This is a genomic window from Streptomyces sp. NPDC037013 (assembly GCF_055607265.1).
The window spans coordinates 439,012-453,017 of record NZ_JBVJRV010000002.1 but is presented as its reverse complement, the minus strand read 5'-3'; the positions used below and the strand labels follow the sequence as shown (position 1 = coordinate 453,017).

Here is a 14,006-nt window from a genome sequence, read left to right as displayed (position 1 = left end):
GCTGTGCTTGCGAAAGGGGGGTGTGCACGGTTCAACGACCGGAAGCAGCCCCGATCACGGGCGGCGGGCAGACGAAAGCGGCCGGGAGGCGAGGCTCCCGGCCGCCGACGCGTCACGCACAGCGGGACGCAGGTCGTCAGTTCCCGGCAGAAGTGCTGGTCGAGACGGTCTGACGGAACAGCCACTCGGACTTCAGCTCGGCGTAGCCGGGCTTGATCACGTCACTGATCATCGCCAGTCGTTCATCGAAAGGAATGAATGCTGATTTCATCGCATTGACCGTGAACCACTGCATGTCGTCGAGCGTGTAGCCGAACGTGCCGACCAGGTGCTCGAATTCGCGGCTCATGCTGGTGCCGGACATCAGGCGGTTGTCGGTGTTCACCGTCGCGCGGAAGTGCAGCTTGCGCAGCAGGCCGATGGGGTGCTCGGCGTAGGAGGTGGCGGCGCCGGTCTGGAGGTTGGAGCTGGGGCACATCTCCAGGGGGATGCGCTTGTCCCGTACGTAGCTGGCGAGGCGACCGAGCTTCACGGAGCCGTCCTCGGCGACCTCGATGTCGTCGATGATGCGCACGCCGTGGCCGAGGCGGTCGGCGCCGCACCACTGCAGGGCCTGCCAGATCGACGGCAGGCCGAAGGCCTCGCCCGCGTGGATCGTGAAGTGGTTGTTCTCACGCTTGAGGAACTCGAAGGCGTCGAGGTGGCGGGTGGGAGGGAAGCCCGCCTCCGCGCCCGCGATGTCGAAGCCGACGACGCCGAAGTCGCGGTAGCGGTTGGCGAGTTCGGCGATCTCCAGGGCGCGGGCGGCGTGCCGCATGGCGGTGAGCAGCGCGCCGACCCGGATGCGGTGGCCGTTCGCCTTCGCGCGGCGCTCGCCCTCGCGGAAGCCCTCGTTGACCGCCTCGACGACCTCTTCGAGGGTGAGGCCCTGCTCCAGGTGCTGCTCGGGGGCGTACCGGATCTCGGCGTAGACGACGCCGTCCTCGGCGAGGTCCTCGGCGCACTCGGCGGCGACGCGCTTGAGGGCGTCCTTCGTCTGCATCACCGCGCAGGTGTGGGCGAAGGTCTCCAGGTAGCGCTCGAGGGAGCCGGAGTCGGCCGCCTCGCGGAACCAGATCCCGAGCTTGTCGGGGTCGGTCTCGGGCAGGCCCTCGTAGCCGTTCTCCCGGGCGAGGTCGACGATCGTGCCGGGGCGCAGGCCGCCGTCGAGGTGGTCGTGCAGGAGCACCTTGGGGGCGCGGCGGATCTGTTCGGCGCTGGGTGTTTCACGGTCCGTGTGACCGGTCGTGTGTGTCTGGCTCGTCATTTCGGCACTCTAGCGCCTACGCGCGTAGAACTCACTGGTCGATACGTAACAGTGACCCTGCGGACGGGTGGCGTACACCGCGCCTTCTGACACTGTTCTGTCATGGCACAGCAACGGACCGCGGGGCCGGCGGACGCGGCCAGGCTCGGGCGCGCGATCGGCGCGGCGCCCTCGGCGGTGAGCGGAGCGGTGCTGCTGCTGCCCGGCGGCACCGAGACCTCCACCCGCAGGCCCTCGCCGCTGGCGGGCGCCTCGGTGCGGGCGCTGGGCCGCAGACTGGCCCACGACGGCCGCGCGGCGGGGCTCGCCACCCATGTCGTGCACTACCGCTGCCGGGGCTGGAACGGCGCGCAGGCCCAGCTCGCCCACGACACGGCCTGGGCCGTGGACGAGATCGTACGTCTCTACGGCGACGTCCCGGTCTGTCTGGCCGGAGTGGACATGGGCGGCCGGGCGGCGCTGCGCGCGGGCGGCCACGACGCGGTCAATTCAGTGCTGGCGCTGGCGCCTTGGCTGCCCGAGGAGGACGTGGCCGCGCCGCCGGAGCCGGTGAAGCAGCTCGCGGGGCGGCGGGTGCTCATCGTGCACGGCACGAACGACGAGCGGACCGATCCCGAGCTGTCGTTCCGGCTCGCGGAGCGGGCGAAGAAGGCCAACCGTGACGTGTGCCGGTTCGAGGTGCACTCCGACGGGCACCGGCTGCACCAGCACCAGTCGGAAGTGTTCGCGCTCGCCTCGGACTTCGTGATGGGCACGTTGTTCGGGACGGACTTCGCCCGGCCTCTGGAGGACGCGCTGGCGGCACCGCCGCCGCTGGGGCTCCGCATGCCGCTGGCCGCCGGCTTCGGCAAGTCCTTGCGCTGACCGCGTCCGGACGGCCGGGCCTCAGTCGCCGGACGGACCCACCCCCGCCCCCATGCCCATCCCCACCCCCGTCAGCAGATTCCCCTTCCTGCTGAGCAGGAACGCCTTGAACGCGGCGACCGGCGGGGTGTCGGGGTGGCCGTCCAGCCATGCCACGCCGATCTCCCGGACCGCCCGCTGCCCCGTCACCGTGAGCTCCACGACCCCCGGCCGCGGCACCGCCGGCGGCGGCAGCAGGGCGACCCCGAGACCCGCGGCGACCAAGCCGCGCAGCGTCTCCGCCTCCTCGCCCTCGAAGGCGACGCGCGGCTTGAAGCCCGCGTCCCGGCAGAGGTCGTCGGTGATCCGGCGCAGGCCGTACCCGGGTTCCAGCGTCACGAAGGCCTCCTCGGCCGCCTCCACGAGCCGGACCCGTTTGCGGGACGCCAGGCGGTGGTCGTCGGGGACCACCAGGCGCAGCCGCTGCTCGTCCAGGCGGCGGGCGACCAGGTCGGGGGCGTCGGGGACGGGTGAGGTGAGGCAGAGGTCCAGCTCGCCCGCGCGCAGCCGCTCGATCATCGCCTCGCCGTAGTTCTGGACGAGGCTGAACCGTACGCGCGGATGGTCGGCGCGGAAGGCGCGGAGCAGGCCGGGGACCGTCTCCGAGCCCATGGTGTGCAGGAAGCCGAAGGCGACCTTGCCGGACTCCGGGTCGGCGTCCGCGCGCACCGACTCGGCGGCGCGCTCCACCTCGCCGAGGGCGCGCTCGACGGAGGCGAGGAAGGTGCGGCCCGCCGGTGTCAGCGAGACGGTACGGCCGCGGCGGGCGAACAGGTCGACGCCGAGGTCGCGTTCGAGCCGGACGAGCGCGCGGGAGAGCGTCGACTGGGGGATGCGCAGCTGCTGGGCTGCGCGCGTCACGTGTTCGGTGCGGGCGGCCCCGGCGAAGTACGCGAGGCGGGGCGCGAGCAGCGCCACGATGTCCTCCGCGTCACTGTTCTGTGACAGCCGCGGCCCTGACCTCTGTTGATGCTCCACGGGAACGATTATGGGGTTTCCAAGCATTGGACGCATCAAAAGGAAGGTCCTACGTTCGTGGCATGCCTCCCGCCAGTAGCGGGGCGTCCGCCACCCATGCGGTCGCCCCCGCCCCGTCGTCCCCCGCCCCCTCCTCCCCGGCCGCCGGCTCCTCCCCTGCCGCCGCCGACTCCCGGATGACGCCCGGCGGGCCCGGCTACCGCCGGATGAGCCTCGCGCTCTTCCTCGCGGGTGTCGCCACCTTCGCCCTCCTCTACTCCACGCAGGCCCTCCTGCCGCTCGTCTCCGCGGACTTCGGCGTGAGCGCGAGCACGGCGAGCTGGACGGTGTCGGGCGCCACGGGCGCACTGGCCCTCTTCGTCCTGCCGCTGAGCGCGCTCAGTGAGCGCTTCGGGCGGCGCGCGGTGATGACCGCCTCGCTCGCCGTCGCCGTCGCCGTGGGGCTCGTCGTCCCGTTCGCCCCCTCGGTGGATGTGCTGATCGCGCTGCGCACCGTGCAGGGGGCGGCCCTCGCCGGGCTGCCCGCGTCCGCGATGGCGTTCCTCGCCGAAGAGGTGCGGCCCAAGGCACTGGTCGCCGCGATCGGGATGTTCGTCGCGGGCAATTCGATCGGCGGCATGAGCGGGCGCATCGTCACCGGCTGGGCCGCGCAGGCCTGGGGCTGGCGCGCGGCGGTCGGCGTGGTGGGGATCGTCGCGGTGCTCTGCGCGGTCGCCTTCCGCGTGCTGCTGCCCGCGCCGCGGCACTTCACCCCGGGCCCGCTCAGCCCCAAGTCCCTTGCCCGTACGGTCCGTACGCACCTTTCGAACCCGCTGCTGTGCAGGCTGTACGCGATCGGCGCGCTGTTCATGACCGTCTTCGGCGCGGTCTACACGGTGATCGGCTACCGCCTCACCGAGGCGCCGTTCTCCCTTCCGCAGGGCATCATCGGCTCGATCTTCCTGGTCTATCTCGTCGGCACGGTGTCGTCGGCGGCCGCGGGGAAGCTGGTGGGCCGGCTCGGGCGGCGCGGCGCGCTGTACCTGGCGGTGAGCACGACCGCCGGCGGGCTGCTGCTCTCCCTCTCCTCCTCGCTGGCCCCGGTCCTGCTCGGGCTGGTGCTGATCACCGCCGGGTTCTTCGCGGGACACGCGGTCGCCTCCTCCTCGGTGAGCCGTACGGCCACACAGGGGCGGGCGCAGGCATCCGCGCTCTACCAGTCCGCCTACTACCTGGGCTCCAGCGCGGGCGGCACGCTCGGCGCGGTCGCCTTCCACGCCGGGGGCTGGGCCGGGACCGTGGGCCTCGGCATCCTCGCCGTGCTCGGCGTCGTCTCGGTGACGGTGTGGGGCTCGCACGTGGCGCGGACGCGGGAGCGGCGCGGGCTGGTCGCGGCGCCCCGCTGAGAGGGGCTCCCCCGGGGTACCCCCTGTTTCACCTGCGGATTCGTCGACTCCGGGGGCCGTTGTCAGTGGGCTGCGGTAGCTTCCGATGTGTTGGGCCTCACATCGGGCCCTTCCCGGAAATGCCAGGGGTGGGTGGGGATGAGCGACAGCGCAGGGACGACGGCCGAGCTGGACGTCACGCTGGAGAAGCACCGGGTCGAGCTGACCGGGTACTGCTATCGGATGCTGGGCTCGGCCTTCGAGGCCGAGGACGCCGTGCAGGACACGATGGTGCGGGCCTGGCGCAGCTTCGAGAAGTTCGAGGGCCGCTCCAGCGTCCGCTCCTGGCTGTACCGCATCGCGACCAACGTCTGCCTGGACATGCTGAAGGCGGGCAACCGCCGCGCCCGCCCCATGGACCTGACGGCCGCCGCCCCGCTGGCCCGGGCCGCGCTCAACCCGCGCCCGGACAACACCTGGCTGGAGCCGGTGCCGGACGCCCGGGTGCTGCCGACGCCCGCCGACCCCGCCGAGGCCGCGGTCGCCAAGGAGTCGGTGCGGCTTGCGTTCGTCGCGGCCCTGCAGTCGCTGCCGCCCAAGCAGCGGGCGGTGCTGATCCTGCGCGAGGTCCTCGCGTGGAAGGCGAGCGAGGTCGCCGAGCTGATCGACACCTCCGTCGCCTCGGTGAACAGCGCGCTGCAGCGGGCCCGCGCCACCCTCGCCGAGCGGCCGGAGGACGACACGGCCGTCTCCGATCCGCTGGACGAGGAGCAGCAGAAGCTCCTGGACCGCTATGTCGCCGCCTTCGAGGGCTATGACATGACGGCGCTCACTGCGCTGCTCGCCGAGGACGCCGTCATGACGATGCCGCCGTTCGACCTGTGGCTGCGCGGCACCGAGGACATCACGGGCTTCATGACCACGATGGGCGCGGGGTGCGCCGACAGCCGTCTCTTCCCGGTCCAGGTGAACGGCACCCCGGGCTTCGCGCACTACAAGCCCGACCCGGACAACGGCGGGTACGCGCCCTGGGCGATCCAGGTCATCGAGATCTCAGGGGGCCGGATCGCCGGCTTCCACTGTTTCCTGGACACCGAGCGGTGGTTCCCGCTCTTCGGCCTCGCCCCCCATCTCGACGGCTGATCCGAGGAGTTCCACCAGACCGACCAGCCCGAGGAGGGCGAGCAGGGCCGGGGCGGGGTCCCTGAGCCGGATCCGGTACCCGGCTCTGCGGGCGGCGAGGTGCAGCCGGGCGATGGCGTCGACGGTGGCGAGGTCGGCGGTGGTGACGGCGGAGAGGTCACAGACGACGTCGGCCACCGGACCGCTCCCGGGCCCGTGCCGGGCGGCGGCCACCTGCTCGCACATGGACGGCACGTCTTCGGGACGCAGGGGCCCGACGACGCGGATGAGGTGCTCTCGAGAATCGACCACGCAGGGTGGACCGGCGGGGCGGGCGGAACTCATCGGTGAGCGCGCCCGGGGTGTGACCTGCTCGCGTCAGTCCACGGGGAAGGCGCTGGTGTCGATCTCCAGGGAGAAGGGGGCGGGAAGCGCGATGGGCTCCCCGAACTTGCAGGCGCGCAGAACGCGGTAGACGCCGCTCCGGGGTTCGCCGTAGAGGGTGACGGTGGGGCCGTCGGGGGCCCAGCGGTCGGCCAGCAGATAGAGGGGCACCCCACCGGCCGCGTAGCCTGCGGCCTTGCCGATGCGGTCATGGCCGGCATTGGACTGAGACGTGACCTCAAGGACCAGTTCGGCGGCAGCGGCAGGGATGTCCTGTTCGCCCTTGCCCACCACTTCCGCTCGTGGCGCGACCACCAGATCAGGAATGTAGGCACCTTCGCGCGACGGCACGAGGATTGACTGCTCGTGGTAGATGCCGAGCTCGAAAGGGATCGCGCCCAGCTGCCGATGGATCAACTCGGCGATCTCATTGTGGTTGTTCGACGGGCTGGGCGACACGGTGATGACCCCTTCGATGATCTCCACCTTGCTGCCCTCGGGCCACGTCATCTCCTCCCGGAACCGGAGAAGGGCTTCCCAGTCCTGGCCGGGCTCGTGGCTGGCGGTGAGTGCGCTCATGGCGGTCTCCTCTGCCGGTACGTCACCGATCCCAGCATGCCGAACGGGACCGGCGGCGGTCCACCGATCCCGTTCACCCGTACGAGTAAGCCCTGGCCAGAGCCCGCCGCCCGGAGGCCCGAGCCGCTAGCCGATCCGGTCCAGCACGATCGCCCCCGGCGTGAAGTCCGTGCCCGCCGGAGCGATGTCGTACGAGCCCTCCACCGACTCCAGCGCGTAGGCGAAGCGGTCCGGGGTGTTCGTGTGCAGGGTCATCAGGGGTGCGCCCGCCTCGACGGAGTCGCCCGGCTTGGCGTGGAGTTCCACGCCCGCGCCCGCCTGGACCACGTCCTCCTTGCGGGCGCGGCCCGCGCCGAGACGCCACGCGGCGACGCCGACGTCGTATGCGTCGAGGCGGGTCAGGACGCCGGACGCGGGGGCCTTGACCACGTGGGTCTCGCGGGCCACCGGGAGCGCCGCGTCCGGGTCGCCGCCCTGGGCCGCGATCATGCGGCGCCACACGTCCATCGCGGAGCCGTCGGCGAGGGCCTTCGCGGGGTCGGCGTCCTTCAGGCCCGCCGCGTCCAGCATCTCGCGGGCCAGCGCGAGGGTCAGCTCGACGACGTCGGCCGGGCCGCCGCCCGCGAGGACCTCGACCGACTCGCGGACCTCCAGCGCGTTGCCCGCCGTCAGGCCGAGCGGCGTCGACATGTCCGTGAGCAGGGCCACCGTACGGACGCCGCTGTCCGTGCCCAGCTCGACCATGGTGGAGGCGAGTTCGCGGGCGTCGTCGAGGTTCTTCATGAAGGCGCCGGTGCCGACCTTCACGTCCAGGACGAGCGAGCCGGTGCCCTCGGCGATCTTCTTCGACATGATGGAGGAGGCGATCAGCGGGATCGCCTCGACCGTGCCGGTGACGTCGCGCAGCGCGTAGAGCTTCTTGTCGGCGGGGGCCAGGCCGTCACCGGCCGCGCAGATCACCGAGCCGACGCCTTCGAGCACGTTCAGCATCTCCTCGTTGGAGAGCAGCGCGCGCCAGCCGGGGATGGCCTCCAGCTTGTCGAGGGTGCCGCCGGTGTGGCCGAGGCCGCGGCCCGACAGCTGCGGGACGGCCGCGCCGCAGGCGGCGACCAGCGGGGCGAGCGGCAGCGTGATCTTGTCGCCGACGCCGCCCGTGGAGTGCTTGTCGGCGGTGGGGCGGGAGAGCGAGGAGAAGTCCATGCGCTCGCCGGACGCGATCATCGCGGCGGTCCAGCGGGCGATCTCCTTGCGGTTCATGCCGTTGAGCAGGATCGCCATCGCGAGGGACGACATCTGCTCGTCGGCGACGGCGCCGCGGGTGTAGGCGTCGATGACCCAGTCGATCTGCTCGTCGCTGAGCTCGCCCCGGTCGCGCTTGGTGCGGATGACAGAGATGACGTCCATGGCGGTCCTTCCGGCAGTACAACGGCGTACGTAGGTGGATATACCGCGACTCTACGCGCATAGAGCCGGGAGATGAAGGCGGCCCCGCGCCCGGGACCGGAAGATCCCAAGGGCACGGGGCCCGCGGTCAGTTGAGGTGCTGCGGTCCGAACGCGTCCGGCAGCATGTCGCCCAGCGTCCGCACGCCCGACGACGTCTCCAGGAGCAGCTCCGCGCCCCCGAACTCGTACAGGAGCTGGCGGCAGCGGCCGCACGGCATCAGGATCTCGCCCTTGCCGTCCACGCAGGTGAAGTGCGTGAGGCGGCCGCCGCCGGTCAGCTGGAGCTGGGAGACGAGGCCGCACTCGGCGCACAGGCCGAGGCCGTAGGAGGCGTTCTCCACGTTGCAGCCGGAGACCGTCCTGCCGTCGTCGACCAGGGCCGCCGCGCCGACCGGGAACCCCGAATAGGGGGCGTACGCGCGGGACATGGCCTCGCGCGCGGCTTCCCGCAGGGCGTCCCAGTCGGCGTCGGCGGCGATGTACGTCACTTGCCCTGTCCCCTTCGGTACGGCATTCCGTCCGCCTTCGGCATCCGCAGCCGCTGGGCGGAGAGCGAGAGGACCAGCAGGGTCACCACGTACGGGGTGGCGGTGACGACCTGGTTGGGCACCTCGTCGGTCAAGCCGTACCACAGGAACATCAGCGCGGAGACGGCCGCGGTGATCACCGCGGGCACGTACCGCTTGCGCCAGGCGAGGTACGCCGCGCCGATGACCAGCAGGATCGCCAGGAGCAGCAGGAGCGCGTGGACGTTGGTGCCGCCGCCCCGGAGCTTCAGGCTGTCGGTGTAACCGAACAGGCCGGCACCGAGCGCGAGTCCGCCCGGCATCCAGTTGCCGAAGATCATCGCGGCGAGGCCGATGTAGCCGCGGCCGCCGGTCTGACCCTCCAGGTAGATGTTGGAGGCGACAAGCGAGAGGAACGCGCCGCCGAGACCGGCGAGTCCGCCGGAGATGACCACGGCCAGGTACTTGTACTTGTAGACGTTGACGCCGAGGGACTCGGCCGCGATCGGGTTCTCGCCGCAGGAGCGCAGGCGCAGGCCGAACGAGGTGCGCCAGAGCACCCACCAGCTCAGCGGCACCATCGCGACGGCGACCACGGTGAGCGGCGACAGGTTGGTGAAGAGACCGCCGAGCAGGCCCGCGAGGTCGGAGACGAGGAACCAGTGCTTGCCGTTGAGGTCCATCAGCCAGTCGGAGAGGCCCGGCACGGAGAAGTCCCCGAGGGATTCGACGGGCGGCGACTGCTTCGACGTACCGCCCTCCTCGCCCTCGAAGGCGAACGTCGCGAGGTAGCGCGTGACGCCCAGGGCGAGGATGTTCAGGGCCACACCGGAGACGATGTGGTTGACGTTGAAGGTGACCGTCACGATGGCGTGCAGCAGGCCGCCGAGGGCGCCGCCGAGGATGCCGAAGAGGACGCCCACCCACGGGCCCCACTGGAAGCCGGCCCAGGCGCCGAACCAGGTGCCGAGGATCAGCATGCCCTCGAGGCCGATGTTGACGACACCCGCGCGCTCGGCCCACAGGCCGCCGAGGCCGGCGAGGCCGATCGGCACGGCGAGCTTGAGGGCCGTCGACATCTGTCCGGTGGACGTGATGCCGTCGGCGCCGGTGACGATGCGGACCACGGAGGTCAGCACCAGGACACCCGCGATGATCAGCAGGAGGACGGGGAGCGAGACGCGGCGGCGGCCCGGCGCGGGCTGCTTGGCCGGGGGCTTGGCGACGGTTGCCGTGCTCATCGGGCAGCCACCTCCTTCACGGAGTCGTTGTTGCCGTTGTTGCCGTTCGCCCGGGCGGCGGCGGCCAGTTCCTCACCGACGCGCCGCTGCTGGCGGCGCAGGCCCCAGCGGCGTACGGACTCGGAGGAGACGACGACCGCGATCACGATGAGGCCCTGCATGATCACCGCGATCTCCTTGTCGTACGCGACCGGGGTGGCGTAGTCCAGGGCGGGCGAGGCCTTGTCGAGGAAGGCCCACAGCAGCGCGGCGAGCGCGATGCCGACGGGGTTGTTGCGGCCGAGCAGCGCGATGCCGATGGCGGTGAAGCCGAGGCCGGCGGGGAAGCTGAGACTGTAGGTGTGGGTGTCGCCGAGCAGGATCGGCAGGCCCGAGAGGCCCGCGACGCCGCCGGAGATCAGCATGGCCGTGAGCACCATGCGCCTGGCGTTCACGCCGGAGGCCGCGGCGGCCGACTCGGAGGCGCCGGTGGCGCGCAGGTCGAAGCCGAAGCGGGTGCGGTTGAGGACCAGCCAGTACAGGACGCCGGCGAGGACGGCGATGAAGACGAAGCCGTAGACCTCGCCGCCCGCCAGCTTGATGCCGGGGAACCAGCCGGACTTCTCCATCACGCCGGTGGTCTGGTTGTTGCCGACCGGGACGCCGAAGTTGTCGGTGAGGGTGAGGTAGCCGATGACGCTCGTCGCGATGGAGTTGAGCATGATCGTGGCGACCACCTCGCTGACCCCGCGGGTGGTCTTCAGCAGGCCCGCGATGCCGGCCCAGAAGGCACCGGTGAGCATGGCGACCGCCATGAGCAGCGGGATCTGCAGGGGGGCCGGGAGCGCGATGTGCGCGCCGACGACCGCGGTGATCATCGCGGCGAGACGGTACTGGCCGTCCACGCCGATGTTGAACAGGTTCATGCGGAAGCCGATGGCCACCGCGAGCGCGGCCAGGTAGTACATGCCGGCCTGGTTGATGGTCAGGACCTGCACGTCGGAATAGGAGATCTGCTCCAGCATGAGGGTGTACGGCTCGATCGGGCTCTTGCCCGACGCCAGCAGCACGACCGAGGTCAGCGCCACGGCCACGATCAGGGCGATGACCGGTCCGGCCACCGCGAGGAGCACCCGCTCCTTGTCGAACTTCTTCATCGGGTCTCGTTCTCCTCGATGGCGTCACCGGACTCGGGGTGTTCCAGGTGACCGGAGGCGGCGCCCGTCATCGCCGACCCCAGCTCCTCCGGCGTGATGGTGGCCGGGTCGGCGTCCGCGACGAGCCGGCCGCGGTAGATGACGCGCAGGGTGTCGGAGAGGCCGATCAGCTCGTCCAGGTCCGCGGAGATCAGCAGGACGGCGAGACCCTCGCGGCGCGCCTCGCGGATCTGGTCCCAGATCTGCGCCTGCGCGCCGACGTCCACACCGCGGGTGGGGTGGGCGGCGATCAGGAAGCGCGGCCGGTGGCTCATCTCGCGGCCGACGATCAGCTTCTGCTGGTTGCCGCCGGAGAGCGAGGCCGCCGTCACGTCGATGCCGGGCGTACGGACGTCGTACTGCTCGACGATGCGGCGGGTGTCGGCCTGCGCGGCCTTGGGGTCGAGCCAGAAGCCGCGCGCGTTGGGCTTCTCGGTGACGTGGCCGAGGATGCGGTTCTCCCACAGCGGGGACTCCAGGAGGAGGCCGTGGCGGTGGCGGTCCTCGGGGATGTAACCGATGCCGTCCTCGCGGCGCTTGCGGGTGGGGACGGCGGTGATGTCCTCGCCGGCCATGCGGATCACGCCGGAGTCGGCGTGCTTGAGGCCGATGAGCGCGTCGATCAGCTCGGTCTGGCCGTTGCCCTCGACGCCCGCGATGCCGAGGACCTCGCCCTCGTGGATGGTGAAGGAGATGTCGTCGAGCAGCGCGCGGCCCGAGTCGCCCCCGGCGAGCAGCTTGAGGCCCTCGACCTGGATCATCGGCCGGTCGGTGACCGTCGACTCCGCCGTCTCGGGGGTGGGCAGCTCGCTGCCGACCATCAGCTCGGCGAGCTGGCGCGGCGTCGTCTCGGAGGGGATCGCCGTGCCGACCGTCGTGCCGCGCCGGATGACGGTGATGTCGTCGGCGACGGAGAGGACTTCGCCCAGCTTGTGGGAGATGAAGATGACGGAGAGGCCCTCGGACTTGAGCTCGCGGAGGTTGTCGAAGAGCGCGTCGACCTCCTGCGGCACGAGGACGGCCGTGGGCTCGTCGAGGATCAGCGTGGTGGCGCCGCGGTAGAGGACCTTGAGGATCTCCACGCGCTGCCGGTCGGCGACGCCGAGGTCCTCCACGTACGCGTCGGGGCGCACCCCGAGGCCGTAACGCTCGGAGATCTCGGCGATCTTGCGACGGGCCGCGCCGCCGATCCCGTGCAGCTTCTCGCTGCCGAGAACGATGTTCTCCAGGACGGTGAGCTGGTCGGCGAGCATGAAGTGCTGGTGGACCATACCGATGCCGCGGGCGATGGCGTCGGCGGGGCTGTTGAAGGCGACCTGCTCGCCGTCGACGGCGATGGTTCCCTCGTCCGGCTTCTGCATGCCGTAGAGGATCTTCATCAGGGTCGACTTGCCCGCGCCGTTCTCGCCGACGAGGGCGTGCACGGTGCCCTTGTGGACGGTCAGGTGGATGTCGTGGTTGGCCACGACGCCCGGGAAGCGCTTGGTGATGCCGCTGAGCTCAACGGCGGTGCCACCGGGGCGGTTCGACGCCTTGTCGGTGGGCGGAGGGCTGGTGGACGCGTCGATGGCGCACTCTCCTCGGGGGCCGGAAGGCCTAAAAGGGCCTGAGGGAAAGGGGCCGCCTACGCGCGCAGTGCCCCTGCTCCCGGGAACTTCCCTGGTCTGAAGTGTCCCGGCCCCAACCTCCGCGTCACCGCGGGGGGTTGGGGATTGGTCCGCGCGAACGGGGCGCGGGTGAACCATCGTCCCCCACACCCCGTCGCACGAGAATCACGCTGCCGTCACGGCAGTCGGTACGGCGGCCGCGCCTTACGGCGTGGTCTTGACCTTGATCTTGCCGTCCTTGATGCCGGCCTCGGCCTTCTTCAGCGCCGCCTGGACGTCCTTCATCTTCTGGAACTCGGGGTTCGAGCCGGCGAGCGCGACGCCGCCGGACTTCAGGTCGGCGCGGACGACGCCGCCCTTCGCGCTGCCGTCCTCGACGGCCTTCGCGAGGTTGTAGACCGAACCCGCGACGTCCTTGGTCGCCGAGGTCAGGATGTACTTCTTGTACTTGGCGAGGGCGTCCTGCTTGTACTGGTCGGAGTCGACGCCGATCGCCCAGACCTTCTTGGCGGCGGCGGCCTCGATGACACCCTGACCGGAGAGGCCCGCGGCGTGGTAGACCACGTCGGCGCCCTTCTCGATCTGGCCCTGGGCGGCGGTCTTGCCCTTGTCGGGGCTGGAGAAGCCGCCGTCCTCGGCCTTCTCCGTCAGGTACTGCTTGACGACCTTGACCTTGGGGTCGGTGTCCTTGACGCCCTGCGCGAAGCCCGCCTCGAACTTGTGGATGAGGGGGACGTCCACGCCGCCGACGAAGCCGACGGTCTTGGACTTGGTGGCCTTGGCGGCCGTGACGCCCGCGAGGTAGGACGCCTCCTGCTCGCTGAAGACCAGGTCGGAGACGTTGTCGGTCTTGACGGTCTCGTCGTCGACGATGCCGAAGGTGGTCTTCGGGAACTTCGCCGCGACCTCCTTGATGGCCGGCGCGTACGCGTAGCCGACGCCGATGACCGGGTTGTAGCCCTGCTTGGCGAGCTGCGTCAGGCGCTGCGCCTTGTCGGCGTCCGACTCGCCGTCGACCGGCTCGACGGCCTTCTCGCCGGTCTTGAACTCCTTGGCGGCCTTCTTCATGCCGACGGTCGCGGCGTCGTTGAAGGACTGGTCGCCGGCGCCGCCGACGTCGTAGGCGATGGCGATGCCCTTGTTCTTGTCGTCCTTGCTCGCGGCGGCGTCGCTGGACGTGCCACCACAGGCGGAGACGGTTACGGCAAGCGCGGCGGTCGCGGCGCCCGCGACAGCTATTCGAGACACCCGGCGCATAGAGACGAACTCCTTGAGTCAAGCAAGCACAAGAACGTACGAGCGCCACCCGGCGCTGATTTCGCCGCAGCGTAACGCGCGTAGACCTGACATAAGAACCCTTCTGTCCGGTCCGTTATCGAGCTGTGGCCACCGGGTG

At 71.0% G+C, this 14,006-nt stretch carries 13 protein-coding genes; 3 read left to right on the top strand and 10 right to left on the bottom strand.

The annotated features are described in order from the left end of the window. Positions 1-136: 136 nt before the first annotated feature. On the bottom strand, positions 137-1,306 hold the full coding sequence (locus ACZ7DY_RS07190; protein ID WP_471131114.1) for an adenosine deaminase: 1,170 nt from the start codon (positions 1,304-1,306) through the stop codon (positions 137-139). Between the two features lie 102 nt (positions 1,307-1,408). Here ACZ7DY_RS07190 and ACZ7DY_RS07185 point away from each other — a divergent pair, with 102 nt between their 5' ends. Beyond that, entirely contained in the window at positions 1,409-2,170 is a 762-nt protein-coding gene (locus tag ACZ7DY_RS07185) for an alpha/beta hydrolase (protein WP_471131111.1), read from the top strand. A 21-nt stretch (positions 2,171-2,191) separates the two neighbouring features. On the opposite strand, the gene ACZ7DY_RS07180 is transcribed toward ACZ7DY_RS07185, so the two are convergent. Next, positions 2,192-3,187 carry a LysR family transcriptional regulator gene (locus ACZ7DY_RS07180; protein WP_471131108.1) on the bottom strand — a complete coding sequence of 332 codons (996 nt, stop codon included), beginning with the start codon at positions 3,185-3,187 and terminating at the stop codon, positions 2,192-2,194. Between the two features lie 62 nt (positions 3,188-3,249). Between ACZ7DY_RS07180 and ACZ7DY_RS07175 the strand changes: the two genes are divergently transcribed. Both ACZ7DY_RS07175 and ACZ7DY_RS07170 read left to right on the top strand, forming a co-directional pair. Further along, a complete protein-coding gene (locus ACZ7DY_RS07175) occupies positions 3,250-4,572 on the top strand; it encodes an MFS transporter (protein ID WP_471131106.1) in 1,323 nt (440 codons plus the stop codon). A 138-nt stretch (positions 4,573-4,710) separates the two neighbouring features. Further along, positions 4,711-5,694, top strand: coding sequence for a sigma-70 family RNA polymerase sigma factor (locus ACZ7DY_RS07170; RefSeq protein WP_471131103.1), 984 nt, complete (start codon positions 4,711-4,713; stop codon positions 5,692-5,694). Here ACZ7DY_RS07170 and ACZ7DY_RS07165 read toward each other — a convergent pair. The 8 genes from ACZ7DY_RS07165 to ACZ7DY_RS07130 all read right to left on the bottom strand — a co-directional run bounded on the left by ACZ7DY_RS07165 (position 5,605) and on the right by ACZ7DY_RS07130 (position 13,867). Continuing rightward, a complete protein-coding gene (locus ACZ7DY_RS07165) occupies positions 5,605-5,985 on the bottom strand; it encodes an STAS domain-containing protein (RefSeq protein ID WP_471131101.1) in 381 nt (126 codons plus the stop codon). The two genes, ACZ7DY_RS07170 and ACZ7DY_RS07165, sit on opposite strands and share 90 nt — an antisense overlap. 66 nt (positions 5,986-6,051) lie before the next feature. Further along, a complete protein-coding gene (locus tag ACZ7DY_RS07160; protein ID WP_471131098.1) occupies positions 6,052-6,636 on the bottom strand; it encodes a Uma2 family endonuclease in 585 nt (194 codons plus the stop codon). A 126-nt stretch (positions 6,637-6,762) separates the two neighbouring features. Next, positions 6,763-8,040: a thymidine phosphorylase gene (locus ACZ7DY_RS07155; protein ID WP_471131095.1), complete on the bottom strand. Its 1,278-nt coding sequence runs from the start codon at positions 8,038-8,040 to the stop codon at positions 6,763-6,765. A 127-nt stretch (positions 8,041-8,167) separates the two neighbouring features. Further along, entirely contained in the window at positions 8,168-8,569 is a 402-nt protein-coding gene (locus tag ACZ7DY_RS07150; protein WP_471131094.1) for a cytidine deaminase, read from the bottom strand. Further along, complete coding sequence (locus ACZ7DY_RS07145) at positions 8,566-9,828, bottom strand: ABC transporter permease (RefSeq protein ID WP_471131091.1); 1,263 nt, start codon at positions 9,826-9,828, stop codon at positions 8,566-8,568. The genes ACZ7DY_RS07150 and ACZ7DY_RS07145 overlap by 4 nt, the downstream gene beginning before the upstream one ends. Beyond that, positions 9,825-10,964: an ABC transporter permease gene (locus tag ACZ7DY_RS07140; protein WP_471131089.1), complete on the bottom strand. Its 1,140-nt coding sequence runs from the start codon at positions 10,962-10,964 to the stop codon at positions 9,825-9,827. Before ACZ7DY_RS07140 ends, ACZ7DY_RS07145 begins: the two co-directional genes overlap by 4 nt. Further along, the gene (locus ACZ7DY_RS07135) at positions 10,961-12,571 is read right to left on the bottom strand and encodes an ABC transporter ATP-binding protein (protein WP_471132374.1); all 1,611 of its coding nucleotides are present in this window, start codon (positions 12,569-12,571) and stop codon (positions 10,961-10,963) included. The genes ACZ7DY_RS07140 and ACZ7DY_RS07135 overlap by 4 nt, the downstream gene beginning before the upstream one ends. Before the next feature lie 243 nt (positions 12,572-12,814). Then, positions 12,815-13,867 carry a BMP family lipoprotein gene (locus tag ACZ7DY_RS07130; RefSeq protein WP_471131086.1) on the bottom strand — a complete coding sequence of 351 codons (1,053 nt, stop codon included), beginning with the start codon at positions 13,865-13,867 and terminating at the stop codon, positions 12,815-12,817. Between the last annotated feature and the right edge of the window lie 139 nt (positions 13,868-14,006).